General features: G+C 45.2%; 28 protein-coding genes. 11 read left to right on the top strand and 17 right to left on the bottom strand.

The genetic code is table 11. From position 1 onward, the window contains the following. Positions 1 to 73: 73 nt before the first annotated feature. Positions 74 to 820: a cell division protein FtsQ/DivIB gene (locus tag DOE51_RS15740; RefSeq protein WP_142697489.1), complete on the bottom strand. Its 747-nt coding sequence runs from the start codon at positions 818 to 820 to the stop codon at positions 74 to 76. 270 nt (positions 821 to 1090) lie between these two features. Between DOE51_RS15740 and DOE51_RS15745 the strand changes: the two genes are divergently transcribed. Further along, on the top strand, positions 1091 to 2623 hold the full coding sequence (locus tag DOE51_RS15745) for a methyl-accepting chemotaxis protein (protein ID WP_142697490.1): 1533 nt from the start codon (positions 1091 to 1093) through the stop codon (positions 2621 to 2623). Between the two features lie 43 nt (positions 2624 to 2666). Here the strand turns inward: DOE51_RS15745 and murC are convergent, their stop codons facing one another. The 6 genes from murC to mraY all read right to left on the bottom strand — a co-directional run bounded on the left by murC (position 2667) and on the right by mraY (position 9302). Beyond that, positions 2667 to 4028, bottom strand: coding sequence for a UDP-N-acetylmuramate--L-alanine ligase (murC, locus tag DOE51_RS15750; protein ID WP_142697491.1), 1362 nt, complete (start codon positions 4026 to 4028; stop codon positions 2667 to 2669). Continuing rightward, on the bottom strand, positions 4025 to 5095 hold the full coding sequence (gene murG / locus DOE51_RS15755) for an undecaprenyldiphospho-muramoylpentapeptide beta-N-acetylglucosaminyltransferase (RefSeq protein ID WP_371726446.1): 1071 nt from the start codon (positions 5093 to 5095) through the stop codon (positions 4025 to 4027). Before murG ends, murC begins: the two co-directional genes overlap by 4 nt. Next, a complete protein-coding gene (gene ftsW / locus DOE51_RS15760; RefSeq protein ID WP_142697492.1) occupies positions 5095 to 6249 on the bottom strand; it encodes a putative lipid II flippase FtsW in 1155 nt (384 codons plus the stop codon). The genes murG and ftsW overlap by 1 nt, the downstream gene beginning before the upstream one ends. A 71-nt stretch (positions 6250 to 6320) precedes the next feature. Further along, on the bottom strand, positions 6321 to 6737 hold the full coding sequence (locus tag DOE51_RS19250) for a hypothetical protein (protein WP_210415540.1): 417 nt from the start codon (positions 6735 to 6737) through the stop codon (positions 6321 to 6323). Positions 6738 to 6832: 95 nt separating this feature from the next. Then, positions 6833 to 8221 carry a UDP-N-acetylmuramoyl-L-alanine--D-glutamate ligase gene (gene murD, locus DOE51_RS15770; RefSeq protein ID WP_142697493.1) on the bottom strand — a complete coding sequence of 463 codons (1389 nt, stop codon included), beginning with the start codon at positions 8219 to 8221 and terminating at the stop codon, positions 6833 to 6835. 4 nt (positions 8222 to 8225) lie between these two features. Then, entirely contained in the window at positions 8226 to 9302 is a 1077-nt protein-coding gene (gene mraY / locus DOE51_RS15775) for a phospho-N-acetylmuramoyl-pentapeptide-transferase (RefSeq protein ID WP_142697494.1), read from the bottom strand. 365 nt (positions 9303 to 9667) lie between these two features. Between mraY and DOE51_RS15780 the strand changes: the two genes are divergently transcribed. Then, positions 9668 to 10363 carry a hypothetical protein gene (locus tag DOE51_RS15780; protein WP_142697495.1) on the top strand — a complete coding sequence of 232 codons (696 nt, stop codon included), beginning with the start codon at positions 9668 to 9670 and terminating at the stop codon, positions 10361 to 10363. Between the two features lie 80 nt (positions 10364 to 10443). On the opposite strand, the gene murF is transcribed toward DOE51_RS15780, so the two are convergent. Both murF and DOE51_RS15790 read right to left on the bottom strand, forming a co-directional pair. Then, on the bottom strand, positions 10444 to 11865 hold the full coding sequence (murF, locus tag DOE51_RS15785; protein WP_142697496.1) for a UDP-N-acetylmuramoyl-tripeptide--D-alanyl-D-alanine ligase: 1422 nt from the start codon (positions 11863 to 11865) through the stop codon (positions 10444 to 10446). Positions 11866 to 11881: 16 nt separating this feature from the next. Next, positions 11882 to 13369, bottom strand: a complete 1488-nt coding sequence (locus DOE51_RS15790; protein ID WP_142697497.1) for a UDP-N-acetylmuramoyl-L-alanyl-D-glutamate--2,6-diaminopimelate ligase — start codon at positions 13367 to 13369, stop codon at positions 11882 to 11884. 26 nt (positions 13370 to 13395) lie between these two features. On the opposite strand from DOE51_RS15790, the gene DOE51_RS15795 reads away from it, so the two are divergent. Continuing rightward, on the top strand, positions 13396 to 14076 hold the full coding sequence (locus DOE51_RS15795) for an alpha/beta hydrolase (protein ID WP_142697498.1): 681 nt from the start codon (positions 13396 to 13398) through the stop codon (positions 14074 to 14076). A gap of 33 nt (positions 14077 to 14109) precedes the next feature. Here the strand turns inward: DOE51_RS15795 and DOE51_RS15800 are convergent, their stop codons facing one another. The 4 genes from DOE51_RS15800 to rsmH all read right to left on the bottom strand — a co-directional run bounded on the left by DOE51_RS15800 (position 14110) and on the right by rsmH (position 17974). Further along, a complete protein-coding gene (locus DOE51_RS15800; protein ID WP_142697499.1) occupies positions 14110 to 14535 on the bottom strand; it encodes a barstar family protein in 426 nt (141 codons plus the stop codon). 116 nt (positions 14536 to 14651) lie between these two features. Then, positions 14652 to 16655, bottom strand: a complete 2004-nt coding sequence (locus tag DOE51_RS15805; RefSeq protein ID WP_142697500.1) for a penicillin-binding transpeptidase domain-containing protein — start codon at positions 16653 to 16655, stop codon at positions 14652 to 14654. A gap of 1 nt (position 16656) precedes the next feature. Next, the gene (locus tag DOE51_RS15810) at positions 16657 to 17007 is read right to left on the bottom strand and encodes a histidine kinase (protein WP_246845128.1); all 351 of its coding nucleotides are present in this window, start codon (positions 17005 to 17007) and stop codon (positions 16657 to 16659) included. Beyond that, a complete protein-coding gene (gene rsmH, locus DOE51_RS15815; RefSeq protein ID WP_142697501.1) occupies positions 16988 to 17974 on the bottom strand; it encodes a 16S rRNA (cytosine(1402)-N(4))-methyltransferase RsmH in 987 nt (328 codons plus the stop codon). Before rsmH ends, DOE51_RS15810 begins: the two co-directional genes overlap by 20 nt. Positions 17975 to 18187: 213 nt before the next feature. Here rsmH and DOE51_RS15820 point away from each other — a divergent pair, with 213 nt between their 5' ends. From DOE51_RS15820 to hpt, 3 genes are all read left to right on the top strand, one after another. Beyond that, the gene (locus DOE51_RS15820) at positions 18188 to 19165 is read left to right on the top strand and encodes a hypothetical protein (RefSeq protein ID WP_246845129.1); all 978 of its coding nucleotides are present in this window, start codon (positions 18188 to 18190) and stop codon (positions 19163 to 19165) included. 71 nt (positions 19166 to 19236) lie between these two features. Next, entirely contained in the window at positions 19237 to 20028 is a 792-nt protein-coding gene (locus DOE51_RS15825) for a uracil phosphoribosyltransferase (RefSeq protein ID WP_142697503.1), read from the top strand. 13 nt (positions 20029 to 20041) lie between these two features. Then, positions 20042 to 20572: a hypoxanthine phosphoribosyltransferase gene (hpt, locus tag DOE51_RS15830; protein WP_142697504.1), complete on the top strand. Its 531-nt coding sequence runs from the start codon at positions 20042 to 20044 to the stop codon at positions 20570 to 20572. A 74-nt stretch (positions 20573 to 20646) separates the two neighbouring features. Here the strand turns inward: hpt and DOE51_RS15835 are convergent, their stop codons facing one another. From DOE51_RS15835 to DOE51_RS15850, 4 genes are all read right to left on the bottom strand, one after another. Next, the gene (locus DOE51_RS15835; RefSeq protein ID WP_142697505.1) at positions 20647 to 20895 is read right to left on the bottom strand and encodes a hypothetical protein; all 249 of its coding nucleotides are present in this window, start codon (positions 20893 to 20895) and stop codon (positions 20647 to 20649) included. Continuing rightward, a complete protein-coding gene (locus DOE51_RS15840) occupies positions 20895 to 21407 on the bottom strand; it encodes a hypothetical protein (protein ID WP_142697506.1) in 513 nt (170 codons plus the stop codon). The genes DOE51_RS15835 and DOE51_RS15840 overlap by 1 nt, the downstream gene beginning before the upstream one ends. Before the next feature lie 132 nt (positions 21408 to 21539). Then, entirely contained in the window at positions 21540 to 22241 is a 702-nt protein-coding gene (locus DOE51_RS15845) for a pirin family protein (RefSeq protein WP_142697507.1), read from the bottom strand. Between the two features lie 26 nt (positions 22242 to 22267). Further along, a complete protein-coding gene (locus DOE51_RS15850) occupies positions 22268 to 22645 on the bottom strand; it encodes an acyltransferase (RefSeq protein ID WP_142697508.1) in 378 nt (125 codons plus the stop codon). Between the two features lie 116 nt (positions 22646 to 22761). On the opposite strand from DOE51_RS15850, the gene DOE51_RS15855 reads away from it, so the two are divergent. The 5 genes from DOE51_RS15855 (at position 22762) to murB (ending at position 26443) form a co-directional block, all read left to right on the top strand. Continuing rightward, entirely contained in the window at positions 22762 to 23634 is an 873-nt protein-coding gene (locus DOE51_RS15855; RefSeq protein WP_142697509.1) for a LysR family transcriptional regulator, read from the top strand. Between the two features lie 72 nt (positions 23635 to 23706). After that, on the top strand, positions 23707 to 24501 hold the full coding sequence (locus DOE51_RS15860; RefSeq protein ID WP_142697510.1) for a thymidylate synthase: 795 nt from the start codon (positions 23707 to 23709) through the stop codon (positions 24499 to 24501). Next, positions 24498 to 25016 carry a dihydrofolate reductase gene (locus tag DOE51_RS15865; RefSeq protein WP_142697511.1) on the top strand — a complete coding sequence of 173 codons (519 nt, stop codon included), beginning with the start codon at positions 24498 to 24500 and terminating at the stop codon, positions 25014 to 25016. Before DOE51_RS15860 ends, DOE51_RS15865 begins: the two co-directional genes overlap by 4 nt. A gap of 78 nt (positions 25017 to 25094) precedes the next feature. Beyond that, positions 25095 to 25415 carry a PilZ domain-containing protein gene (locus DOE51_RS15870; RefSeq protein WP_142697512.1) on the top strand — a complete coding sequence of 107 codons (321 nt, stop codon included), beginning with the start codon at positions 25095 to 25097 and terminating at the stop codon, positions 25413 to 25415. Between the two features lie 14 nt (positions 25416 to 25429). Next, entirely contained in the window at positions 25430 to 26443 is a 1014-nt protein-coding gene (gene murB, locus DOE51_RS15875; RefSeq protein WP_142697513.1) for a UDP-N-acetylmuramate dehydrogenase, read from the top strand. Positions 26444 to 26473: the final 30 nt, after the last annotated feature.

Below are 26473 nucleotides of genomic sequence, written 5' to 3' on the forward strand. Positions count from 1 at the left end.
GACCAAAGATCAGTTCATAACAGATCTGAGAAGATAAATAGACCCGACTTTGATCGGTCTTCCAGACTTAAGCTTAGGGATCCTTACGCAACCTGACAAGGACTTTCTTTGACAGATTCGCGTCTATGACGCGCGCGTCAAATTGGCGAGTTTCGAGATAATCGACGACCTGACTTACACGAGCAGCCTTTAGAGACACTTGATCTTCGCCGATTTTCACACGCACACCGGTCTTAATCATCGTCATCCAAAAACCTTCTTTATCGTCGAATCGAATTTCAGAAATTGTTTTTTTGCTGAACGATCCTTCAGCAGGAATTTGCTCAAGCACATCAACTGCTTTTTTTCTGAGCTCTGGTTTCTTCACGAAACTTTCGCCATCAAGAAGTGCAACATCAGGTGCTTGTTTTGCTTCAACCGGATTCAAGAACGATCCGTCTTTAATAATAGGAAGAAGTTTGCCGTTCTTACCCATGAACAAAAGTTTCACTTCGTACGGTCTTACTTTGATCGACAACGTCGCAGGCCAGCTTCTTGTGATCATCGAGTTTTCGATCCACTCAAACTTCGCAACATCTTTGGACATCGCTTTAAGCTTCACGTTCCACAACGAGACACCTTTGTACTTTGCAAGAGCCGCTTCCAACTCGTCCACTTGTGGCTTCAAGAATTGTTCTTGGCCAGGAACTGGATGGTCCAACACCACTTCAATTTTTTGAATGTTAAAGAAACCGTTTTTATTCAAATAGAAAAGTGTGCCCGCGAGTGCGCCAGGAAGAATAACGAATGCAACGATGAGTTTTAGAATTAATTTCTTCACTGTGATGACCTGCAAATCCTTAGCTGTCGTGTCTTACAGATCTTAGACTAACAAACATCAAGTCGCGTGCGAAACAGTTCAAACACAACCAGACCTAGGTCGATTGCGACAGAGTCGTCGCAATCGTCTCCACCCCTGGGTTGGAAAAGCTTTGAATGCGATTGCATGTCTATATTGTAAGAAATCTAACTACCGATGAGTTACTGCTTCCAATTTCGCCTCGATCTCGGGAACGGAATTTTTCGAAAACAATGTTCATTTGGAGTGGGCATGAAATTAGGTACGAAGATTATCATTAATATAGCTGTCTCAATTGCGATCTGCACTATTGCCGCAGTTGGAATCTCCTCTTCCAAGATTCACAAGCAAGGTCGCGAACAGTTGATCGAAAAATCTCGTGCAATTCTGTCTCGTCTTGAAGCAATTCGCTCTTATGTGGCAACTCAAGGCGGACTTGAAACCGAGGTTCAACATGCAATCACGGCATTCCCTTCTGGCAACCTGAGCGAAGAAATTCAGACGCGTATCTTAAGAAAAGTTCCTGTCTTCGCATCCATCAAAGTTGGTTTTGAAGGCGCTGAAAAAGACGATTATAAATTCCGCGTCTTTTCAGATGAACCGCGCCGAAAAGAAAATCTTGCGACGGTTTCTGAAATGGAGATTTTAAAACGCTTCGAAGCCGATCCTCAGTTACCAGAGATCGTTGAAGATCATGACAACACAGTCGTCGTCTATCGCCCCGTGCGCTTATCCGAAGCACAAGGCTGTTTGTTGTGTCATGGTGATCCTGCGACTTCTCCGTGGAAGAATGGCAAAGACATCCTGGGTTTTCAAATGGAAAACTGGAAAGACAATAAACTTCATGGTGTCTTCGCTGTGATTTCTTCTGTGGATAAAGTTTCCGCTGCTGCAAACAATGCCAGTATGTCGATCTTGATGTGGACCGCGATTATTTCTTTGGCGATTTTGGTGATTTCATTCTTCCTGATCAATCGCAATCTTTCGGGCTTGTTCGCTGCCATTCGCAAACTAAATTCGGCGGGTGACCAGGTATCAAATGCCAGCCAAGAAATTCTGCAATCAAGTCAAAGCTTAACAAACTCATCCGTTCAAGCTGCGGCGTCTATCGAAGAAACCTCCGCTTCGACGGAAGAAATTTCTAGCATGGTTCGACGTAATGCTGAACACGCAGCGAAAGCCAAAGACCTTGCACAGTCGGCTTCTGAAAAAGCTCACAAGGGTGAACAGGAAGTAAGTAAACTGACAACATCGATGGATGAGATCTCTGCAAGCTCTAAGAAGATTGAAGAGATCATCACAGTGATTGACGACATCGCCTTCCAAACAAATTTATTAGCCTTGAATGCATCGGTTGAAGCTGCGCGCGCGGGCGATCATGGTAAGGGCTTCGCGGTCGTCGCCGAAGCCGTCCGCAGCTTGGCGCAAAGAAGTGCGACTTCTGCCAAAGAGATTTCGCAATTGATCTCTGAAAGCGCTGAAAAAGTTGAACGTGGACATCAGGTCGTAAAATCCAGTGAAGCTTCTTTAAAAGAAATCGTTTCGACGATTGAAAAGCTTGAAAGCCTCAACACCGAAATCAGCTCTGCCAGTGCCGAGCAAGAACAGGGCATCGTGCAGATCAATCAAGCTTTAAGTGGAATGGAAAAAATCACCCAAGCGAACTCCGCGTCTGCTGAAGAATGTTCAGCCGCCAGCGAGGAACTGAATAATCAATCATTAGTAATGAAGTCCGTGGTAACTCAACTCACAACATTCGTGACAGGAAAGTCCGAAGCATCCTAACTCCGGACTAACGCAGATCGGTTGTAAAAAAGAAGCAGGCACCCTAGATTTTTTCTAGGACGTCGAGGCCTAGTTTCCAGCCGTCGCCTGCTCCCAATGTGATGAAGACGTCGCCGTCTTTTAGCATTGAGATGATTTTTTGCGAAGACTTGTCGTCGCGTTGGAAGTACTGAGCGTTTTCGTGCTTCATTTCTGTTGCAAGCTTTTCGCTGTTGACCCCTGGGATTGGTGACTCGCCCGCTGGGTAAATGTCAGTCAATAACAAGTGATCTGCTTCCATGAACGCTGTCGTGAAATCGTGCCAGCAGTGTTGCGTGCGCGAAAAACGATGCGGTTGGAAGAATACCACCAAACGATTCTTAGGATATTTTTCGCGGAAGGCTTGCAGAACTGCGCGCACTTCTGTCGGATGATGTCCGTAGTCGTCGTAAATTTTGATGCCTTTTTTCTCGCCTTTGAAATGGAATCTGCGATCCACACCTTCGAAGCGTTGCAAACCTGCAGCGCACGTTTGGAATGGGATTCCAGCAGCGACACCTGCACAGATCGCTGCCACAGCATTCAAGGCATTGTGACGACCTGACACTTTCAATTCAAAGTTACCCACTAAGTGACGAGTGCCAAGCAAACGATCACTGCGGTACAAAGAGTACTTACCTTGCTCCCCGCTCAACACGAGATCATTTTTCTCGTCAAAGCCATAGAACAAAATACGTTTTGGGAAGTTTTCGAAAATTTGACGAACGATTGGATCATCACCACACGCAATGACTTTTCCATAGAATGGAACCTTCAATGCGAAGTCATAGAAACTCTTTTGCAAGTTTTCAAAAGTTTTGTAGTGATCCAAGTGATCGGAGTCGATATTTGTGATGATTGCGATTTCCGGAGACAACTTATGGAAGCTGCCATCTGATTCATCGGCTTCAGCCACCAACCACTCGCCCGTACCAAGCAAGGCTGTAGATTTGATCAATTCGAAACGACCACCGACAACGATTGAAGGACTCATACCGCTTTCAAGAAAGATCGCTGATGTCATTGAAGTTGTCGTCGTTTTACCGTGAGTCCCCGCAACCGCGATACCACGTTTTAAGCGCATGATTTCAGCCAAAGCCTCTGCACGAGGAATCAATGGAATCTGACGAGCACGCGCTTCAGAAATTTCAGGATTACCGTATTGGATCGCGCTCGAGTAAACCACAACGTCAGCATCACCAACGTTTGAAGAAGTGTGACCTTTATAGATCTTCACTCCCATTTCTTTAAGACGATCTGTATTTGCGTTTTCAGAGATGTCACTGCCAGAAACTTTTGCTCCGATATTGTGGAGAAGTTCCGCTAGACCGCACATACCGATGCCACCAACACCTACGAAATGAAACTTAGCGCTTTGTAATTTCATTGCAAGATTTCCTTTGCGATTGTGCTCGCCGCTTGAGGGATATAAAGAGACTTTATATTCCTAACCATCTGTTCTCGCAACGCTTTATCTTGTCTTAAAGATTGTACTTCTGAAATCAAACGTTCTGGTGTCAGATCTTTTTGCAAAATCATGCGGCCTGCATTTTTTGCGACAACAGTTTCAGCATTCTTCTGTTGATGGTCATCCGCCGCTGGCAATGGAACGATAATAGGAATGATTCCAAACGCCGCAGCCTCCGCGATAGAGCTTGCGCCCCCACGGCTGACAATTATGTCGGCCCACTTATAATATTTGGGCATATCAAAAATAAATTCATGAACCTGCACTTCACAAGGTGCCGATTGGTATTTCGCAGAAACCTCTTGGAAATCAAACTTGCCCAATTGATGAACGACAGAAAGATCCTTCGTCCACTCGCCACCTTTTAAGACAGCGTCGTTCAGGCAGTAATTGATCACGCGGCTTCCTTGGCTGCCACCGAACGCAAGCAAATGGAATTTTTCATCCTTATGCGTTTCGTGAACGGCCTCTTCAATCTCTTGGCGAACTGGCATGCCCGCTTTGATCACTGAATTATTCTTTAAGAATTTCTTCGCGTCGTCGAACACAACAAAACATTTATCGACGAAACGAGACAACAAACGGTTCGCCATTCCTGGCATCGCATTCGGTTCCCAGATCGCCGTATTAAAACCAATCAAACTTGCGGCAAGTACGAACGGACCTGAAGCATAGCCACCAACACCGATCACATAAAGCGGTTTTAGTTGCATCAACAAGCGCACCGATTGCCAAAGACCGTAAGGGATCTTCGCAAGAGTTTTTAATTTTTTAATCGGGCTTTTAACGTTGAGTTGACCGGATTCAATCAGATGAAGAGGAAAACCTTCGCGCGGAACGATTTTAGATTCCATACCCAAAGCTGTACCGACGAAATGAATCTGCACAGTAGGGTCCATTTTTTGGATCGCACGGGCAATTGCGATCCCAGGATAGATGTGACCGCCTGTACCACCGCCAGCGATCACAATATTTCTAGTACTCATTATTTTACCTTCGAACTTTTCCAACGATTTTGCCCTGTAGATTGTCCGAAGCGACGAGAGAACGTGTCCTCTTCAAACGAGTTTTCAATGTTCAGAATTAAACCGAACATAAAACATAATGCCACAAGGGAGCTACCACCGTAACTCAAGAATGGAAGAGTTAGGCCTTTCGTTGGCAACAATCCCATCACTACGCCTGAATTAATAAATACACTCAGGGCAAAAGTCACGCTCAGACCCAGCGCAAGAGCGCGCTTGAAAGGTTCCTCAGCTTTGACGGCGATTTGGATACCACGGAAGACCACGAAACCATAAAGAGCCAAGATGGCCACAAAACCGACAAAACCCATCTCTTCCCCGAACACCGCTAACGTAAAGTCCGTGTGAGCTTCAGGAAGGAAGAACAGCTTTCCTTGTCCCTGCCCCAGACCCGCGCCAGTCAGACCTCCCGAGTGGAAACTGAGCATACTTTGAATGACCTGGAAACCTTTTTGCGCTGGATCTGACCACGGGTCCAAAAACGCAAGGACACGGGCGCGACGATAAGGGACCAACATCACCAAGAAATAAAATGCAGGAAGCAAAACCGCTAAAGCACCGGCGATATATTTCCATTGCAAACCGAACGCAAAAAGCAATGCCACACCCACCATCATGATGATCGCAAAGCTTCCGAAGTCAGGCTGTTTTAAAAGTAACAACAACGGAATGATCAAGCCGATGATCAACCAATGCCATTTCACTTTGCCAAGCGAGTTGTCCTTACGACACATCAAACTTGCAAACCAGATCGAAAAAGAAATTTTCAAAAGCTCTGCCGGCTCAAAGCGAATACCTAGAGGCAACTGAATCCAACGGATCGCACCACCCACACGCACGCCCAAGCCAGGAACGAATGTCGCAAGCACACCAACCGCTGCCGCAAACCACAACGCCCAACCGTATTTTTCGATGTAACGGAATGGAATGTGAATTGTTCCGATTAAAACCGCGACCGCGATGATTGCGAAAATTAATTGTCGTTTGAAAAAGAACAGACCGTCGCCATAAGACTCGATCGCGAAGATAAAACTAGATGAATAAACTTGAACAAGACCGATACCCAAAAGAGTAATGATCGCAAGAAACAAGCTGCTGGATAAATATCTCAACATGATGTGGACTCCTGACCTTTAGCTTAATCAGAAGTCCAATCAACGTCTAGGCTTGCAGAAAAACTGGACCCTTACTCTGGCAGAACTTCTTCAGTCGAAGTTTCAGCAGGAGCTGCCGGAGTTGCAGTTGCTGGAGCCGGTTTCGCAGCGATTGGCGCTGGAGCTACTTGGCGCGGTTCACGACGATTTGCAGCGACACGGCCACCGTTTTTGTCTGGCATTGCGCAGCAGTAAACGACACCGATTTGGTCCGACGCATTTTTGTAATTGATGATTGAGAAATTACGGCTGGCATCACAACGACGCGCCATTTGCATATTTAATTCAACGTCCACGTCAGGATGTTGATCACCATTAACGAACTCGCAGTACAAACCTGCAGAGGTAGCTAATTTTTCGCGCTGTTCTTGACGTGCTTTAAATGTTCCAGAGGCACAGGCAGAAAGAAGGAATAAAGACGATAATGCGATTGAACAGACACGAAACACAAAGCCCTCCTAGCTTTAACGAAAAAAAAGCTCTCCATCTTGGAGAGCTTTTCGATGTTTCTTATCAGAGAAGTGCCAACTGCTTGGCACTCGTATCAATGAAACTTTCTTACGATCTCTTTAAAATATTCGCCGCGTTCTTCAAAACTGTCAAACATGTCAAAAGATGAACAACCCGGAGACAATAGAACCACGTCACCAATTCTCGACTTTTGATAAGCGATCAAAACCGCCTCCTCAAACGTACCGATCAAGAAGGTTTCAGAGAAGTCACCAAGGTCGCGATTAATTCTTTCTTTCGCTTCCCCGACCAAAATCAAGGTCTTTACTTTTCTTTTCACCACAGAACGAAGAGGTTCATAGTTCAAGTTCGTGTCTTTACCACCCGCGATCAAAATAACGTTTTCATCGAAAGTATCAAGAGCACGAAGAACCGCATGAACGTTTGTCGCTTTCGAGTCATTGTAGAATTGAACGCCACCCACTTTACGAACGTATTCGATACGGTGAGGAAGGCTACCGAACGACTCGATCACTCTTTGCACAGCTTCACGAGTTGCACCATGTTCGCGTGATGCCAAGATCGCCGCCATGATGTTTTCAATAGAGTGCTTACCGCGCATTTTCATGTTTTTGATCGAGAACGTTTCGATCTCTGGACCTGTGCGCACGCGAATTTCGTCGCCGATATTCACAGCACCACCGATGTTCATGATTTGTGGTTCCAAAGCTGGTTTACGAGAGAAGTAGAAAATACGTCCACGTTGAACCGCTGGATCACGAGCCAACTCAACAACCGCGTTGTCATCGGCATTCAAAATGCTCGTCGTGGCTTGGTTTGTGTTTTTGAAAATACGACGTTTGGCGTTTACGTATTCTTCCATTGAGCGATAACGATCGAGGTGATTTTCAGCCAAGTTCGTGAATACCACGTTACCTGGATTGAAAGTCTCGCAATGCTCAAGCATGAAGCTTGAAACTTCCGCGATAACAACTTGTGCTTTTTCGTCAGAGCGCAAGTAATCAACCAATGGTTTTTCATTTGCTCCGCCCACCCAAGTTTTAACACCTGATTCGCGCAGGATGGCTTCTGTCAAACGTGCAACTGTCGTTTTACCGTTTGTACCAGTCAAACCAATGATCGGTTCTTTGATGAAACCTGCAGAGAACTCGAACTCACCTGTGATCTTGATACCTTGAGATCTTGCGTAATCGAAGATCTTCAAGTTCGAAGGAACACCCGGAGACAAGATCACTAGATCTTGTGCGATGAAAGTTTTCGGACTGTGACCGCCCAATTCAAATTTGATTGGAAGATCGCCCAATTGTTCCAACTGAACTGACAACTCTGGCTTAGATTTGTGGTCCGTTACTGTGACTTGAGCACCGTACTTCGTCAGGAAGTGCGCAAGGGAAGCACCTGTTTTACCAAGGCCGACAACCAAAATTCTTTTATCTTTTAATTCACTAAACTCTTTATACATTTTCTTACCTCAATTTCAGGGTCGCCAAACTTAATACAGCCAATAAAATAGAAATGATCCAGAAACGCACGATGATCTTCGTCTCTGTTAGGCCGCCCAATTCAAAGTGATGATGAATCGGAGCCATTTTGAAAACTCGCTTCCCTGTGAGTTTAAAAGAAATAACCTGTGTGATAACTGACAACGCTTCAACAACGAAGACACCGCCAAGAACAACCATCAATAATTCGTTCTGTGTGATCACGGCCATCGAGCCCAAGAAACCACCCAAAGACAACGAACCAACGTCACCCATGAAGACTTGTGCTGGATACGCATTGAACCACAAGAAGCCCATGCCTGCGGCAACGATTGTTGCAGCGACTGGCGCCAGCTCTCCGGCACCAACAACGTGGTGAATTTGCAAATAGCTTGCGATCGAATAGTGACCACAAACGTAAGCAAACAATCCCAATGTCGCTGCGGAAATCATCACAGGCACAATCGCCAAACCGTCAAGACCGTCCGTCAAGTTCACGGCATTCGCTGTACCTGCCACAACCAATGCTGCAAACAAGATATAGAAATAACCAAGATCGAAAGACAAAGACTTCACGAATGGAATTGTCACTGAAGTGCTTAGGCCGTGATATTGAACCAAGTACCACACAACCGCACCACTGATTAAGAACTCGCCAGCCAAACGGATTTTTCCAGAAAGACCTTTTGAATTCTTTTTGCTTACTTTCAACCAGTCATCCATGTAACCGATGAAACCGAAGCCCCATGTGATGATCAACACCGCCCATACCAGCGGGTTCATCATATCCACCCACAACAAGCACGGAATCAAAGTTGAAAGAAGAATCAAGCCACCACCCATTGTTGGCGTGCCTGCTTTTTTCTTATGTGATTGAGGACCGTCGTCGCGAATCGCTTGCCCGAAATGTTTTAACTGCAAACGTTTGATGAAATAAGGGCCCCACATCCAGCACAACAAAAACGAAGTAAAGAATGCGATGAAAGTTCTGACGGTGATATATCTGAAAACATTCAACGGCGAGAAGTGATCTGCCATCGAATAGAGCCATTGATAAAGCATGTTGAGCGAATCCCCTTAATCCTTGGAAATTTTGAAATGACTAGGAACTTTAAGGGTTTAGCACAACTAGACCTTTCATTACAATAGTTATTTTGTAAGTTACTGTAATCACAAGAGAATGTGCATTTTTATTGGTTCGCCAATAGTTTGCGATTTTGTATTGTTCGAACAGAAACTGTGGTCCCACAGAAGATTTCAAAATGCGACGACAAAGATTTTTGCAAGCACTGCCCTAGGTTGTCGCTTTCTCAAAACAACACAGGATGCCCGAACTCCTAAGTCATCTAAAACAACTTTAGGTGGCGCATCGGTTGCATCCCTAACTATCAACACGAAAAACAAAAACCAATTAAGGAGAATCATTCATGATGAAAATCGTATTCAAAACACTTGTTGTTATGGCCTTCACTACAACGGCTTTCGCACAAGCACCGCGTGTAAACGAAAACACAACGGCAGCATCACGCCCTGAACAGAATCAATTTTCAACATGGGTTATGAACGGCTGGAGCACAGGTCTTGAATACGCAGGCATGAATGGAGATATGAAAATCAAAGTTAGCAGCGGATCAGCATCAGCCACTTTGTCATCGAATACCAACACTGCTGCAGGAGCATTGGGTGCTTCCATCAACTACAGCCAGTTACCACGATCACGCGCAGGATTTTCAGTGGGCTTAGGTGTTATTAATAAAATTGAAAACGACAAGGACGAAACTAATTCCTTAAAGTCTTCAAAATCATTCACGCAAATCCGCCCAGAAGCCAACGTTGGCTACGCTTTGAATAACGGTCTGTATGGAATGGTTGGCGCACATCTTTCTTATATCACCGGTGGAAACATGACAGATGCCATTCAGGCATTCGGCGGTGGTTTGCAAGCAAGCCTAGGATTGGTAGCTACTCGCAATCTTGGTTTTGATGTAGGATATTATTATTCTCGTCACGGTATTGCTGACAAAGTTATCGACCAAGCCAAAGCAGAAGGACTTGATGTGAATAAAGACGACTCGTACCTGGCATTCACGCAACTTCGTGGTCGCGTCACTTATTACTTCTAAAATTTTTGCATTATTGAAGAAACAATATCTTGAAACTAAAAACCCGTAGCAATGTACTTGTTACGGGTTTTTTCTTGTCATTAGTCTTTTTCAGAAAAATCTAGCGGTTCACACGGATACACGAAGCGTTCAAGCTTCGTTCCCCGCGACGCTTTCACAACGGCGATGTCGCCATTCTTTAAGTTTTGCGCCAGATCTTTTCCTGCCTCATCCGTGTAGTCTTTTTGAATGCTTGTTGGATTTTTATAACTCGTGCTTTTTAAACCTTGCGTGAACGCTTCAGCGTCATCACCGACGAAGTACACTTTATCAAAACCAGCAGAGCCCACGCGTTCACCCAACTCGCGGTGCAGTTCTGCCGAGGCTGAACCCATTTCGCGCATTTGACCGAAGACCCCAATTTTTTTACCCGGCACTGTAAGTAAGCTGACGTTATCAATCAACGCTTTCATACTGTCAGGGTTCGCGTTGTAGGCATCAAAGATCATTTGTGCACCCGATTTCAAATGCACAAGCTGATTACGGCCCCAGTTCGTTTTGCATTCCGGAAGCCCCGCCCACACTTGTTGCGGCGTCATTCCAACGGATAAACCCAGCGCCGCTGCTGCCATCAAGTTTGTTAAGTTCTGTGCACCAAAGACTTGCACGCGAGCGGTTCCGTCAACACCACCGATGCGACCTTTGACTGCGATTTCACTCATGTTCATGCTGCTGATCATAAGATGAACGTCGGCACGTGGATCTTCACTTGAAAAAGTTAACATCTTTGCTTGTGGGAATTTTTCTTTCCCACGCACGTACATGTTGTGAGTTTGCTTATTATCTAAATTGTAAATACGAATCGCATTGTCTGAAGCCGCATTGTAGATTTCTTCTTTTGCTTCCGCGATTTTTTCAATTGTACCGAAGAATTCAACGTGGGCACGACCGACCATTGTACACACCACAACATCGGGTTCCGCGATATGCACAAGTTCTGTCAATTCACCCGCGTGATTCATACCCATTTCCACAACGGCCACTTCTTTATTGGGATCCAGTTGCAACAACGTGAACGGAACACCCCAGTGATTATTGAAGCTGCCTTTATTGAAATGCACGGACTTCGCAGAACCGATCAACGCTGCAGTAAATTCTTTTGTCGTTGTTTTACCGTTAGAACCCGTGATCGCAACGATCTTCGCCTTTGCTTGACGACGTGCCCAAGTTCCCAATTGCTGAAGAGCTTTCAAAGTATCAGGCACTAAAAGGACCGTGATTTTTTTCTCTAATGCTTTGGTTTGTTCGTTTTCTTCGTGAACTAAAATACCAGCCGCACCTTGAGCTGCCGCTTTATCTAGAAATTTATGAGCATCGAAAGCTTCGCCCTTTAAGGCAATGAACAACTGACCATTAAGATCCTGGCGAGTGTCCGTGCCGATACCAGAAAAAGAAGTGGCGCTCTGACCAAGTACTTTCGCACCTGTTGCTTTTACGATTGTTTGCACATCCATGGCTCTCATCTACAAGTCTCCTCTACTAAGCCCTTTGCTTTAACGCTTGATCGGCAATGATCACATCGCTAAACGGAAATTTTTCTGTTCCAATGATTTGGTAGTCTTCATGACCTTTACCGGCGATCAGAACAACGTCGCCTTCTTGAACTTTTGCTATAGTATCGTAGATCGCTTCTTTACGATCGACGATCACAGTCGACTTCGACTTGTCGTGAACTCCGGCAAGAATGTCGTTGATGATTGCTTGCGGATCTTCTGTGCGTGGATTGTCTGAAGTGATAATCACGTGATCAGAATATTTAAGCGCCATTTCAGCCATCAAAGGACGTTTGCCTTTATCGCGATCACCACCGCAACCAAAGATCGTCCAAATGCGTGACTTCGTTTGCAGACTTTCACGAACGCGAGTCAACGCTGTTAAAACATTCTCAAGTGCATCAGGAGTATGAGCATAATCGACAAAGACCGCCACATTCTTAGAATTCGGCACGGATTGCAGACGCCCCGGCACACCTGTGAAGTTTGATAAAGCATCACAACACATTTGCAGCGGCATGCCCGCCGACATACCCGCAGCCAAAGCCGCCAAAGAGTTCATCACGTTATGTACGCCCGACATCGGCAGATGAATTTCACCTTCGCCAATCGGCGTTTCCACATGGAAGTGTGTCAGGGCAAAATCCATTCTTCTGATTTTGTATCTGAAGTCAGCGTCTTTAGAACCATAAGTCCACAGCACTGCCGGATCTGCCACTTTCAAACGACGACCTAATTTATCATCGGTGTTGATAATCGCAAATGAGGGATTCTTACTTGTCTTCCACAACAGATCCGTGAAGAGCTTTTGTTTCGCCTCAAAATAGTTTTCCATCGTTTGGTGATAATCCAAATGATCACGAGTTAAATTTGTGAAGATCGCCGTATTGAACTGTACACTATCGACACGATGTTGATCCAAGGCGTGCGACGAAACCTCCATCGCGACAGCTTTCGCACCTTCATCACGGAATTCACGCAGACGTTTTTGCAAGAAGATAGGATCTGGAGTCGTCATATCTGAGGGCCACACTTTATCGCCTAAATGATGATTCACAGTGCCGATCACGCCTGTAGGAATTTTTCCGAAATTTAAAATCGCTTCTGTCATGTAGGTGACAGAAGTTTTGCCGTTGGTACCTGTGACACCGATACAAAAAAGTTCTTCAGCAGGTTCAGCGTAAAAACGCGCGGCTAAGATATCTAAAGCCTCGCGCGTATTCGGTACAGCTAGAACCACTCCTTGGAAATGAGCCGGAACTTTTGCTTTATCTTGAACGACAAGTGCCGTAGCACCTTTAGCGATCGCATCGGGAATGAAGCTGTGACCATCCACTTTCACACCAGGAATCGCAACGAAAATAGAACCAGGAGTGACCTTACGTGCGTCGTTATAAAGACCCGTAACGTCTAAGTGAGAAAAAACATTTTCTGGAACTCCTGCTAACGCAGAAAAAAGGTGCTGTAGATTCATAAAGGTAAGTATAGTATGAAGCCACTATGAGACAACTCGGAAAACTACATTGCCAAGAAATTAATCAAGACGATAATGCGCCGTGGGTCATCTTCTTCCACGGTTACGGAGCAGATGCCAACGATCTGTTTTCATTAGGTGACATGATTTCAACTAAGAAAACTTATAACTGGCTTTTTCCGAATGGGCCGCTCGAAGTGCCAATTGGTCCGGCGTGGACAGGACGCGCTTGGTGGAATATCGACATGATGGAAATTCAACGCGCGATGGAAGCGGGAACTCACCGTGATTTCAGTCAAGATGTACCAAAAGGTTTTGATAAAGCCCGCGACATGGCAATGGAAGCAATTCGTCAATTGAAAGTCCCTTGGAATCAAATCATTTTGGGTGGATTCAGTCAGGGAGCAATGCTTGCGACCGAGTTGTATCTGCGCGCGCCAGAGACACCAAAGGGTTTAGTGATTATGTCAGGAACTTTGGTCAGCCAGGAAGAGTGGAAGAAATTGATCCCGGCTCGTGCTGGTCAAAAGTTTTTCCAAAGTCATGGGGAAATGGATCAAGTGTTGGGCTTTAAACAGGCACAAAAATTAGAAACCCTTCTAACCCAAAACGGGATGAAGGGTTCCCTCAGTGGTTTCCGTGGGGGACACGAGATTCCACAACAAACAATTCTAAAAATCGGTCAGTACATCAACGAACTGGGGTAAGCCTACTCCGACGGAGTCGGAGCGCAGACCGGCTTACTGCCAGTACATAGCGGACATATGCATTGGGTCCGCTTCTTGAGCGTCGTTCATCACATCAAGCAACTTACGAACGTTCTTCGCGCCGATATTTTGTTTCAAATATTCGCCGCTGATCACAGTCAGATCGATCCTTTTAGACACAACACTTGGATCAGTTAAAACGTCATACAACGCATCGAAGTTTGCGCCATAAGTGCTTGGCAAGTGCAGACCTTGCGCAATGATACTGTGAAGTTGTTTTAAAGATTTCACATCGTAACCTTCAATCATGATGATGACCGAATCGTCGTACTCTGTGATTGTCGCACCAGGAATCATCGTTTGTTCTGGTGCCGAAGCTGGTTCCCACCAATAACGTGCGTGAGCGTTTACTGAAGCAAATGTAAGTGCTGCAAGAACAAGGGTTACTAAGGCTTTCATGAAAGCTCCTTTAAAAGATGCAGCACTATAGCATAGCAACCTTCACAAAAGAGCCTGTTAGAATTTTAGACAGTAATAGTTGCAGGAAGGAGATTCCTGGGAATCTCCTCTGTGGTTTATTTCAAAATGACTGTAATGTTTTTGTCTTCAGGAACAGCAGAGCCTACTCCTGGAATGACTTCGCCAACAACACCTTGGCCAACAAATTTTACTTTTAGATCCTGACCGTTAATGCGGCGAAGGACTTCACGAGTCGTCATATTCATCAAATTCGGAATCGTTTCACCCGTCTTCACGACTGTGGCTTGATCCAACTCTTGCGCCGTCAAGACTGGTTTCGGCGCAACACGCGGAGCTTCCGCTTTGATTTGTTTCGCTGCTGAAGCCGCTGCAATCGCACGTTTTGTATTTGGATTCACCGTGCGAGCATCACCCAACATCAATGGCGCGATACCTTCTTTACGAACCGCATACGATGCAATTCTTGCGAACAATGGCGCCGCCACCGTCGCACCGTAATAAGCTTTACGCGGAGAATCCACTGCAACGTAAATCACAAATTTTGGATCGTTCGCTGGAATAAATCCCGCGAATGATGAAACGTAAGCACCACGAATATAACCGCGCCCGTTTGGATTTACTTTTTGCGCTGTTCCCGTTTTGCCAGCAACCATGAAACCATCAACGCGTGCATTCTTACCTGAACCGATCGGCAATGTCGTCACACCCAAAAGCATCGCGCGCATTTGTGCGGCTTGCTCAGTTGTCAGAACTCGGCGAATTGGTTTTACTTTTGTTTCAGTAACTTCACCTGTGTCACCGTCGCGAACCGATTGCACGATGAACGGCGTATTCAATACACCGCCATTCGCAATCGCTGCGTAAGCATTCGCCATCTGAAGCGGAGTCGCTGAAACACCGTGACCGAAAGAAATATTACTTAATAAGTGTGGACGCCATGGCAATGCTTGCACCATACCGCGCGCTTCACCTGGGAAATCGACACCAATTTTTTGTCCGAAACCAAAATCCAAAAGACCTTGGCGCAGACGTTCTTGACCCATTTTGAAGGCAATCTTTGTTGAACCGATATTCGAAGACACCGCAAGGATTTCACCCACCGTCATGTCGCCGAACTTTTCTTTTGCTTCAGCTTCTTTAATGATTTTATCGCCAACTCTAAAGCTGCCGTTTTCACAGAAGAACTTTGTATTCGGCTGAACCACACCATCACGCAACGCTGAGGCGATAAGGATCGTCTTCATTGTTGAACCAGGTTCAAAACTATCTGTGATCACTTTGTTACGGCGATAATTTGCTGCCGTCGACATCGCTTTGTTCACATCATATGACGGAGCAGACGACATCGCTAAGATCGCAGAAGTTTTTGCATCAAGAACAACAGCGACAGCGTGATCCGCTTCAAAAGTTGAAACGACACTTTGCAGTTCACTTTCAAGCGAGTACTGAAGATCCGCATCGACAGTCAAACGAAGTTCGTTACCATCTGGATTTTCCGTGAACATCAAACCATCATTGATCAACGGTCTGCCGCGCGCATCACGTTTCACCATAACCTTCTTTTGATTTCCCAAAAGTGCTTGGTTGTAACCAAGTTCAAGTCCTTCAAGGCCTTGTCCTTCGCTACCCATGAAACCCAAAGTTTGCGCCAGTAACGTTTCATTTGGATAAACACGACGCCATTCTTCTACGAACGATAAACCACGCAGATCCATAGCTTTGATTTCGTCTGCTTTGTCTTGTTCAAGCATACGTTGAATCCATACGAAGCGTTTCGAACCGTCTTTAATTTTTGCGTAAACGGCATCGGGGTTTTGTCCTAAGATTTTACCAAGCTTCTTTGCAACAGCTTTGCGATTTTCCAAAAGTTTGGGATCGGCATACAAAGAATATGCAGTCGCCGACATCGCAAGATCACGACCATTACGATCTACGATCGCACCACGGCGCGCTTGCAATGTTACTTTCGTTTGGAATTGACGGTTTTGAAGAGCGTTCAAACGATCATTCGGCAAGAACTGTAGATAAGCCGCACGCATTACCAACATCGACCACAACGCAAGAATACCAACAAAGATAAAGACAATACGTGATTTCAAATTACAAATCCTTTTTAGCCACTTTATTCACAGGATTCACAACCGCTTTTTCATCGACTTTCACAGGCGCTTCAACACCAGTTAAGTGAATGATTTGGTTTGCTTGCACTTTTTTAAGTGTGAACTTTTGCTGAGCCATGTGATCCAAAAGTTGTGGACGAGTGATCTTCGCTAAAGAGATCTCTTTCACTCTTTTTTCTTCCAGAACTTTTTTATATTCGCGTGTCAGCTTCAAAACAGAATAACCCATGCGGCGCTCTTCCATTTGCAAGAACACGATGGCAAATAAAGTAGAAATGATAAGTAAGATGCTAAAGAAAGGTTTTAGTTGTCTAAAGTTCTCTGAGCTCATCCTGAGCACTCCTCTCGAAAACTCTCAACTTCGCTGAACGCGAGCGAGAATTTATATCCAACTCTTCCTGAGATGGGACGACTACTTTTTTGTACACTGGTCTGCCAAGCGCTTCTGCATCTCGGAAGATATTTTTCACAATACGATCTTCAAGCGAATGGAACGTGATCACTGCCAAACGACCGCCAGGCTTTAAGGCCTTCATCATTTTTGGTAGCGTTTCACCGACGACTTCCAGCTCTGAATTCACTGCTAAACGCAGAGCCATGAAATACTTCGTCGCTGGATGATGACCTTTCACCTGCCATCCATCCACGCGTTCAATCAAACTTGCAAGTTGATGAGTCGACTGGAATGCCTTGGTTTTACGATCGTTCACGATCGCACGTACAACACGAGAAGGACGATAAACTTCGCCATACTCTTTAAAGATTCGAATGAGATCTTCCTCTGTTGCCGTATTCACAAGCACCTCAGCCGTCAAACCTTGCTGCTGATTCATTCGCATATCTAGTGGACCATCGTTATAAAAACTAAAGCCTCGCTCCGCCTGGTCTAACTGCGGAGAACTCACACCTAGATCTAAGAGCATCATATCAAAGTTTTGCAGATTGTGATCTGAAAACTGCGAGAAATTTCCATGAATTACCTCTAACTCGCCTTTCTCGACTTCCGTCTTGAAGCGCTCTTTGGCGTAAGCGATCGCAGCTAGATCTTGGTCCATGACCACGGCTTTCATCTGGGGAACCGTGTATTTCACTGACATGTAGTGACCGCCCCGGCCGAAAGTCCCGTCGAAATATTTTACGTCACTCTTTTCACGGTAGGGATAAAACGCTGCCAACACTTCTTGCAACATCACCGGATAATGTTCAGGAGAAAACTGAATTGGAAGCTCGACCTTTGGCGGGATGATCTCTTCGTGATGTTCAATTCGTTCGCCTGATTTCGGCTTGTACTTTTTCATTGCGAGTCTTTACCTGTGAGTGGTCAGTGTGAAAATTTCCTAGAGAATTCCAAGGTATGAATAATTCTATTGTGGGTCAAGTCGCTTTGCCTTAACCTAGAATGAGCGACTAATCGAATATTTAAAAGGATTTGAATTTCGATGCTTATTAAGTGCCCCAAATGTGGCTTTCAACAACCTATCGATAGATACTGCGCCCAATGCGGTGTCGACATGGAAAGCTTTCGCCCGCCGGCACAGCCATTCTTTAAAAAAGTCGTTGGCAATCCCCTTGTTCAATTAAGCGTGTTAGTTGTCACAGCCAGTGGCGTTGGTTACTACATCTATCAACGTGGCCAAGAGACTCTGCAACAACGGGTGACGTATTTGAAATCGACAGTGCAAATTAATTCTGCGTCGTCGCAATTAAATCCTCCTCCTCCACCGCCGCCGGAAGTCGCTGGATTTCAAGGTCAAGAAGGCGTGACTGACGCTCAAGATCTGGCCTCGCAACAAGCTGGTGGTGAAAGCGCTGCTGTTACAAACGCAAGTGCTGCGGCTTCGACAAAATCTCCTGCATCGACTGACGATGCGAAATCTTTGACTGATAAAGATAAAAAAGACGGCAAAGATGCGGCGAAAGTTTCTGCTCCGCACTTAGTGGTTTATTATGCGGAAGTCAGTCGCGGAACTTTGAATAGTGTTTTCGAAGCCAGCCAGGGAACGGGTCAGTTTATGTCTTTCAAAGACTATACGGCCGGCATTCTTCCAGGCGTTGATAAACGCATCAAAGGTGCTGGTGTTTTACTTCTTCATAAAGAAGATCGCCCGATTGATTCATCTAAAACTTTACAATGGTTTTACGGTTTAAAAGATCGCAGAAATCCATCCGTTGAAATCGGCTTCACAACGTTTTTTGAATTGAACGATGTTGATGAAAACGGCAATCTTCGCGGTAATTTGGAAATCCAAAGAACATGGCGCGAAGGTCCTCCGGGCTCTTCTGACGTGCAACGCAAATCCTTCCCTGCTATTTTTGAAATCGGTTCGGGCACGGGCTTTTTCATGTCAGGCGTTATGCCAACTCAATCAAATCTAGAGAATGAAGACGAACTGACTTCTATTGACGTCTATAAGATCTTGCACTCACCGCGTTTCAGAGCGGGCGACAGCGAATTCGTGATCTTTATCGAATTTGTAAAAGGCAACTAAGACCTTTCAAACTTCCTTGCTTGCCTGACCGTCCTGGGCTAACTAAGATGGCTCCAACGCAAGGAAATCATATGGCACAATTTCAACAAGAACTTAGCCATCATTATGGCCCCCAAGTTCATATTATCGATAGCCCCTTCTTGAATGGTTTATTAGCAAAAGTTTGCCACCCTGATTGCTTTCAACCTGAAATCAATCGCATCGTTGAAGTGCTTTATACTCACCTCATTTCTTTAACGATGAATAATGAATTCGATCGTGAGCAGTTCACGCAGGAAACGCGCATGACTGCGATGCATCCCGAGCAAAAACTCCATGGCCATCGCCTGTCACAAAATCAAAAAGCCGTGAGCGTGAATTTGGCTCGCGCCGGAACTTATCCAAGTCACATCTGTTACAACTTCTTGCATTACTCTTTGGCGGCACAAAATGTTCGCCAGGACCACATCTTTGCGGCCCGTATGACAGACAACAAGGATCATGTGACAGGCGCCAACCTAGGTGGGATGAAAATCGGTGGCGACGTCAAGAATGCGCATGTGATCTTCCCAGATCCAATGGGGGCCACTGGGAACACAATGGTGACCGCCATTAATCACTATAAGCAGCATATTGAAGGTCCCGCTAAGAAATTCATCTGTTTAAATCTTATTGTAACACCAGAGTATTTGAAGAATGTTCTCGGGGCGCATCCAGAGGTCGTAATCTATGCCTTAAGACTTGACCGCGGGCTTTCCCCTAAGGCAGTTTTAGAGGCAACTCCAGGCCAATATTGGGATCAAGAACGCGGGTTGAACGACAAGCAATACATCGTTCCCGGTGGCGGCGGTTTCGGCGAGATCATGAATAACTCTTTCGTGTAAGGGAAGGCTTCGAATGACAAACTTAACTCTTAAACCGTATATCACTGAAGAAAAGCTTCAAGCTAAAGTAAAAGAGTTGGGTGCGACTCTGACTAAGAAATTCAAAGGCGAAAAAGTTGTCGCTGTTTGCGTTTTGAAGGGCTCGTTCATGTTCTACTCTGATTTGATTCGCAACATGGAAACTGACATCACTTGCGAATTCTTCGGTGTTGCTAGCTACCACGGTGGCACTTCATCTTCTGGCGAAGTGAAAGTGACTTTGGATCTTGCAAGCCCGGTTGAAGGTGTTCACGTTATCCTGGTTGAAGACATCGTTGATACTGGTTTGACAATGAATTACCTGAAAAACGCGATCCTTTCACGCAAACCAAAATCTTTAACGACTGTTGCGTTGCTTGAAAAGCCAGAAGCTTTGAAAGTGAAATGCGACCTTGATTACGTTGGTTTCAAAATTCCAAATGATTTCGTAGTTGGTTACGGCTTGGATTACCAAGGTTACTACCGCAACCTTCCATACATCGCACAAGTTCAAAACTTCCAATAATCCGGAAGCACATTTGAAAAAGAAAAAGGGAGCTTACAAGCTCCCTTTTTTATTTGTCTCGGTTTTGGTTTGAACTATTTCGTTCGAACGATGACCAGATTTTTGAATTCAGACTTCGGGAAAGCGATTGTCACCACTTCGCCGACTGCATATTTAGCACCCGCGAACTTTTTCGGAATCTGCACTTTGCCTTCTTCCGTTTTCAAAGTCAGAGTTTTCTCTTCCAACGAAATCACTTTGCCTGTGATCGCCATCGTATCCGTCGCTGTTGCGTGCGCCTGTCCACTCACCGCTAATGCCGTCGCAAGAAATAGTGCTTTCATTATTGAACTCCTCGGCCTGTCGTAGCGTCACGACCTGTTTTTTGCTCTGGCGTCCTTGGTGCTGGTGCTGCGGGTTTGCCGCGACTGCCACCCTGCTGTCTGTCGATTTTTAATTGGCCTTCCGTTTTACCGGCGCTGCAATCGCAAGTCTTAGAATCGTCACCGTCTGTTGAACCCGTGCTTTTAATCGGACCAACACTATCGCCTGTATATTTAGGCAAAATCATCGGTGCCTGCGATGGATCGATTTTCTTTTCAGAATAACAAGCATCAGCCGCAGGGCATGCGTTTGATTTATCTAGCATGCAATACACTGTTTGCTGATTCTTCGTTGTTTCATCTGGATTATTCAAAGGATAATGATCACACGTTACGTTCAGCACGCAGATCTCTTTACCGAACAAGACCCCACGAATCTCTTTATCGGTTTTACAGTTCTTATCACCATATCCCAATGCGTCTGCATGAACTTTGAAACTAAATAACAACGCTAGAATAAACAGAGTTTTCATAGGACCCTTTGATTTAGGTTTATCTGTTTATGGTAGCATTGCTTGCAGCTGAGCTAGATTATAAAGCCCAATGGCGCAGCAAATTAGGAAATTCGTCCAGGCTCCGGCGAAGCCGGAGTGTAGACAGACCAGCTAGTGAAGATCGAAGAACAGGAACTCGGTCTCTTTATTGGCTTTCATTTTCAGAAGGCTTTCATCTTGAATGGCCATGCCGTCGCCCGACTTCAAAATCTCGCCGTTGATTTCAAGCTCCCCTTCGGCCAATTGCACCCATACGGCTCGTTCAGGTCGCAATTTGAATTCCAAAGTTTTACCCGGCTCTAAAATCGAAGCATAAAGGTCGACGTCTTGATGAATCTTCTGACTGTCTTCACGACCATTTTTAGAAACCATCAAACGCATCGTATTTAATTTTTCTTCACGACGAAAAGATTGCTGCGTATATCCTGGTGCCACCCCATTAGTATCGGGCATGATCCAAATTTGGAACAGCTGCAGGTCATCAGTTTTTGAAGGATTGTATTCGGCATGGCGAACGCCTGTGCCCGCGTGCATGGTTTGGATTTCACCGGCGTGAATTGTGCCGACGTTACCAAGGCTGTCGCGATGTTCAACGCTGCCTTTTAAAACGTAAGTGATGATTTCCATGTCTTTATGGGGATGAGCGGGAAAGCCCGAGTCCTTACCGATCCAATCTTGATTGATCACGCGCAAATCACGGAAGCCCATGAAGCGCGGATCGTAATAATCACTAAAAGAGAAGGTATGATACGACTTCAGCCAACCACCGAATTCAGCAAAACCGCGATCATCGGAAGGACGTTTGAGCATCATACCAATCTCCTTGTTATGATTTAAGACTACACCTTTTTGAACAAAGGCTTAAAGCTGTTCAGATAAGCGATGCCGAGGAACAGATTCAAAGCCGTCATAACAATGGCAAGTGCCGCACCCGACGGATCCAAAATCGTGTGATACAAAAGAATCTGGATCACAACTGGTGAAATCACTACCAAAGCCAATGGGACAGCGATGTTAGCTAGCAACATCAAACCCACAACAATTTCCGTTACTTTCAAAAGTGGGAAGAAGTAAGGGGCTGCCATAAGGCCGCTTAAGAATTTCAAACCTGCTTCTGGTGGCGGTGGTTGTGGCAAAAAGTGGAAAAAGAAATTCAATCCAAAGATGACCCACAATAAACCAAAAATAATTCGCGCTGCAAGAGCTGCTTTTTTCATAGAGACGTTCTCCTTTTTCGTTAAAAACGACAGATCTATTATGGTCCAGGAAATGATCTAAAAAAATTATAATTTTTTGATTAACATGATCTAATTTTTAGATATAATGATTTTCGATGACATTGGATCAACTGCAAGTTCTTCAAACAATCGTTCGCACTGGAAGCTTTCGCGCAGCTTCACAGGAACTGCATCGCGCACAAAGTGCCGTCAGCTATGCGGTTCGCACTCTTGAAGACGAGTTGGGTTTTCCAATTTTTAATCGCGATAACTATCGCCCCGAACTGACTTTGCAAGGCCGCGCGTTCTTGAAGAAGTCTGACGACTTGATCGTCCAATTCGATCAAGTCAAAGAAACCGCTGAATTTTTAAAACGTGGATACGAACCACAAATCCGAATTGCTGTCAGTGTGCTATGGCCCCTCCCGAAACTCATAGCCATGCTGAAAGAGTTCACGCTTAAGTTTCCGCAAACGGAAATCAAAATCATCAACGACGTTTTAAGTCTTGATGAACAATTGACTGACGATCATGCGGATATCGCGCTTGGCGATGTCTTCAACGACAAAGGACTTTTGCAATCCGAACCGCTGTTCACCGTGAACATGGTGCCAGTGTGCTCTGCCTCTCATCCCTTGGCGAAATTGAAAAAGCCTAAGGATGAACAATTCGGTCAATATCCACAGGTGATTCTTTCAAGTACATTGAAAGGGTCCGATCGTTCTGGGGGCATCGTGAACCCTCACAAAGTGATCGCTGTTCAGGATTTCCTAACTAAAAAAAGCTTTCTTGAGGCCGGTTTAGGTTGGGGTCTTATGCCAGATCATTTGGTTAAGGAAGAAATCAAGAAGAAAAGCTTAGTCCAACTCGTCGCAAAACCGGCGGTTGCCCAATTATCACTCGTTCGTCACTCTGCGAAAGAGTTAGGCCCCTGCGGCAAATTCGTATGGAACTACTTTTCGAATAGACAAAAAAAAGCGACGAAATAAACTGAATCTATGAGCGCCAAGGTCCTTCACTCTGTCGAGTGAATCCAGGCGACTACTCCCGGAGGTTCCTCGATGAAGCAATATCATGATCTCATTAAATTCGTTCTAGAAAACGGCAACAAAAAATCAGACCGTACAGGTACTGGCACCGTTTCTGTTTTCGGTTATCAAATGCGCTACAACCTTGAAGAAGGTTTTCCGCTAGTAACAACGAAGAAGCTTCACACGCGCTCGATCTTTCACGAACTTTTGTGGTTCTTAAAGGGCGACACAAACATCAGCTATCTAAAAGAAAACAAAGTTTCTATCTGGGACGAATGGGCTGATGAAAACGGCAACTTGGGCCCGGTGTATGGTAAACAATGGCGTTCGTGGGAAACTGCTGATGGCAGAACGATTGACCAAATCACAAACGTGATTGAACAAATCAAAAAGAATCCAGATTCACGCCGCCTTTTGGTTGTGGCGTTCAATCCGGGTGACGTTGATAAGATGGCTTTGCCTCCATGTCATGCGTTCTTCCAATTCTACGTGGCGAACGGAAAACTTTCTTGCCAGCTTTATCAACGTAGCGCCGACATCTTTTTGGGCGTGCCGTTCAATATTGCAAGCTACGCTTTGCTGACTCATATGATTGCACAAGTTTGCGGTTTAGGTGTTGGCGATTTCGTTCACACGTTGGGTGATGCGCATTTGTATTCAAATCACTTGGAACAAGCGCAGTTGCAATTGACTCGTGATTTCCGTCCGCTTCCACAATTGAAATTGAATCCAAATATTAAAAATATTTTCGACTTCACTTACGAAGATATCGAAATCGTAGGTTACGATCCGCACCCTGCTATCAAAGCTGAGGTGGCAGTATGATTTTGACCCATGTTGTAGCATGTTCTGAAAACCGTGTTATCGGTGCCGCTGGTGATATTCCACCGTGGCATCTTGATGAAGACATGAAGTTTTTCAGAGACACTACAAAGGGTCACATCATGATCATGGGTCGCAAGACTTTTGATTCTTTCAAAGGCAAAGCCTTACCTAATCGCTACCACATCGTCATCACTCGTGATCCATCACAGAAGCATTTCGCCTCAACTGAAAAAAGCCCTGTGGTTTTTGTCGCAAGTCTGGAAGAGGCGGTTGAACACGCGAAACTTCACACTGATAAATGGGGCGACGAAGTCTTCATCATCGGTGGCGGAGAGATTTACAAGCAAGCTCTAGAGAAGGGTTTAACCGACAAAATCCTTCTAACACTTGTGCATCGTCATTTTGAAGGCGATACCTTTTATCCGCAAATCGACGAAAAAGTTTTCAGACAGGTTGCACGTCGAGATGTCCAAACGCCTATTCCTTTTTCGTTTCTGACGTACATCAAAAACTAAGGTCTAGAACTCGATCTCATTTTGAGAATCATACTTTTTTAACTCAGAGAATCCGAAAAATTTTCCGAGAATATCAGTATGAGCAATGAGGCCATCAACTCTGCCAAGAGATTTACGACGAAAGAGAAAGCCGATATCGAAGTGTACGGACACATCGGTAAGCTTGGTGCTCAGCTTCGCAATCTGTCTGAAACTGGGGCCTTCCTTGAAGTTTCTAGCGGCGATTACGTTCCGCAAAAAGGCGACCTGCTTAACCTTACAGTGACGTTAGATTCCCTAAAGAAAACCTACAATCTAGCGGCGGAAGTTGTGTGGTCAAAAGGCATGGGCATGGGAATCTGCTTTATTAACAAAGAAGAAGTATTAGAAAGAATGATGGCCAAAGCCGGAGCGTTCTAATATAGTCTGCAGTCATGCAACTGCACACCAACGTCGATCTTAGCCAGTACAATACTTTGGGGCTTCGCTCTTCTGCGAAACTTTTCACCGAGCTTCATAACATCATCGACTTGCATGGTCTGATCAACGACGAATCCATTAAAAATCTCAAATGGCATGTGCTAGGTGGCGGCAGCAATCTTGTGCTCCCCCACAATGTGGAAGGCCTTGTGATCAAAGTTGCCAACACGGGCAAACAACTTCTGCATGAGGAAGCGGATCATTACTTTGTTAAAGCTGCGGCCGGCGAAGTGTGGGACGAGTTTGTGCAATGGACTTTGCAACATGGTTACTATGGTCTTGAAAACCTCTCGTTGATTCCTGGCACTGTGGGTGCGGCTCCGATTCAAAATATTGGTGCTTATGGTGTGGAAGTGAAAGACTTTCTTCATGAAGTTACGGCCGTTGATTTAAAGACGGGCGAGCTTAAAACATTCAACAATCAAGAATGCTGCTTTTCCTATCGCGACAGTTATTTCAAACAAGGCGGTGCCGGTAAATATTTGATCTGGGAAGTAACCTTCCGTCTGCCTAAACGCGTGCACCTGAATTTAGACTACGGTGACATTCGTAAAGAATTAGATCGTCAGGGCCTTACTGAAACAGCTCCGAATGTTTCAAAAGCGGTTATTGCTATTCGTACAAGCAAACTTCCTGATCCAAAAGTGATCGGCAATGCGGGCAGCTTCTTTAAGAACCCGATTGTTGCATCGTCATTGCGTGATGATCTTCTAAAAAAATATCCCAACCTTGTAAGCTTCCCTGCGACGGAAGGAAAACACAAATTGGCTGCTGGCTGGTTGATTGATCAATGTGGTTGGAAAGGTAAAAAGCTTGGTCCCGTTGGGATGTTTGAAAAACAAGCTTTGGTCCTTGTAAATCACGGCGGCGCAAATGCTGATGATGTTTGGAAATTAGCGGCGCAAGTCTGTGACGATGTAAGGTCCCGATTCGGTGTTGAAATCGAACCGGAACCCGTGCGTTGGTAGCTTGCCCCGAGGGTAGTCAGGGCAAGAAAT

Source organism: Bdellovibrio sp. NC01 (genome assembly GCF_006874625.1).
Lineage (GTDB): Bacteria > Bdellovibrionota > Bdellovibrionia > Bdellovibrionales > Bdellovibrionaceae > Bdellovibrio.

Bases quoted from the DNA above. Each gene is read 5' to 3' on its own strand.
- mraY (WP_142697494.1), bottom strand. From the start codon at position 9,302: ATGCTTTATCAATGGCTCTATTCGATGGCAGATCACTTCTCGCCGTTG.
- DOE51_RS15800 (WP_142697499.1), bottom strand. From the start codon at position 14,535: ATGAAAGCCTTAGTAACCCTTGTTCTTGCAGCACTTACATTTGCTTCA.
- rsmH (WP_142697501.1), bottom strand. From the start codon at position 17,974: ATGAAAAAGTACAAGCCGAAATCAGGCGAACGAATTGAACATCACGAA.
- murD (WP_142697493.1), bottom strand. From the start codon at position 8,221: ATGTATAAAGAGTTTAGTGAATTAAAAGATAAAAGAATTTTGGTTGTC.
- murG (WP_371726446.1), bottom strand. From the start codon at position 5,095: ATGAGTACTAGAAATATTGTGATCGCTGGCGGTGGTACAGGCGGTCAC.
- DOE51_RS15820 (WP_246845129.1), top strand. From the start codon at position 18,188: ATGGAAAGCTTTCGCCCGCCGGCACAGCCATTCTTTAAAAAAGTCGTT.
- DOE51_RS15870 (WP_142697512.1), top strand. From the start codon at position 25,095: ATGAGCAATGAGGCCATCAACTCTGCCAAGAGATTTACGACGAAAGAG.
- DOE51_RS15850 (WP_142697508.1), bottom strand. From the start codon at position 22,645: ATGAAAAAAGCAGCTCTTGCAGCGCGAATTATTTTTGGTTTATTGTGG.
- DOE51_RS15790 (WP_142697497.1), bottom strand. From the start codon at position 13,369: ATGAATCTACAGCACCTTTTTTCTGCGTTAGCAGGAGTTCCAGAAAAT.
- DOE51_RS15835 (WP_142697505.1), bottom strand. From the start codon at position 20,895: ATGAAAGCACTATTTCTTGCGACGGCATTAGCGGTGAGTGGACAGGCG.
- DOE51_RS15745 (WP_142697490.1), top strand. From the start codon at position 1,091: ATGAAATTAGGTACGAAGATTATCATTAATATAGCTGTCTCAATTGCG.
- DOE51_RS15860 (WP_142697510.1), top strand. From the start codon at position 23,707: ATGAAGCAATATCATGATCTCATTAAATTCGTTCTAGAAAACGGCAAC.
- DOE51_RS15795 (WP_142697498.1), top strand. From the start codon at position 13,396: ATGAGACAACTCGGAAAACTACATTGCCAAGAAATTAATCAAGACGAT.
- DOE51_RS15780 (WP_142697495.1), top strand. From the start codon at position 9,668: ATGATGAAAATCGTATTCAAAACACTTGTTGTTATGGCCTTCACTACA.
- DOE51_RS15810 (WP_246845128.1), bottom strand. From the start codon at position 17,007: ATGAGCTCAGAGAACTTTAGACAACTAAAACCTTTCTTTAGCATCTTA.
- murB (WP_142697513.1), top strand. From the start codon at position 25,430: ATGCAACTGCACACCAACGTCGATCTTAGCCAGTACAATACTTTGGGG.
- DOE51_RS15865 (WP_142697511.1), top strand. From the start codon at position 24,498: ATGATTTTGACCCATGTTGTAGCATGTTCTGAAAACCGTGTTATCGGT.
- murC (WP_142697491.1), bottom strand. From the start codon at position 4,028: ATGAAATTACAAAGCGCTAAGTTTCATTTCGTAGGTGTTGGTGGCATC.
- DOE51_RS15855 (WP_142697509.1), top strand. From the start codon at position 22,762: ATGACATTGGATCAACTGCAAGTTCTTCAAACAATCGTTCGCACTGGA.
- ftsW (WP_142697492.1), bottom strand. From the start codon at position 6,249: ATGTTGAGATATTTATCCAGCAGCTTGTTTCTTGCGATCATTACTCTT.
- DOE51_RS15845 (WP_142697507.1), bottom strand. From the start codon at position 22,241: ATGATGCTCAAACGTCCTTCCGATGATCGCGGTTTTGCTGAATTCGGT.
- DOE51_RS15825 (WP_142697503.1), top strand. From the start codon at position 19,237: ATGGCACAATTTCAACAAGAACTTAGCCATCATTATGGCCCCCAAGTT.
- murF (WP_142697496.1), bottom strand. From the start codon at position 11,865: ATGAGAGCCATGGATGTGCAAACAATCGTAAAAGCAACAGGTGCGAAA.
- DOE51_RS15840 (WP_142697506.1), bottom strand. From the start codon at position 21,407: ATGAAAACTCTGTTTATTCTAGCGTTGTTATTTAGTTTCAAAGTTCAT.
- hpt (WP_142697504.1), top strand. From the start codon at position 20,042: ATGACAAACTTAACTCTTAAACCGTATATCACTGAAGAAAAGCTTCAA.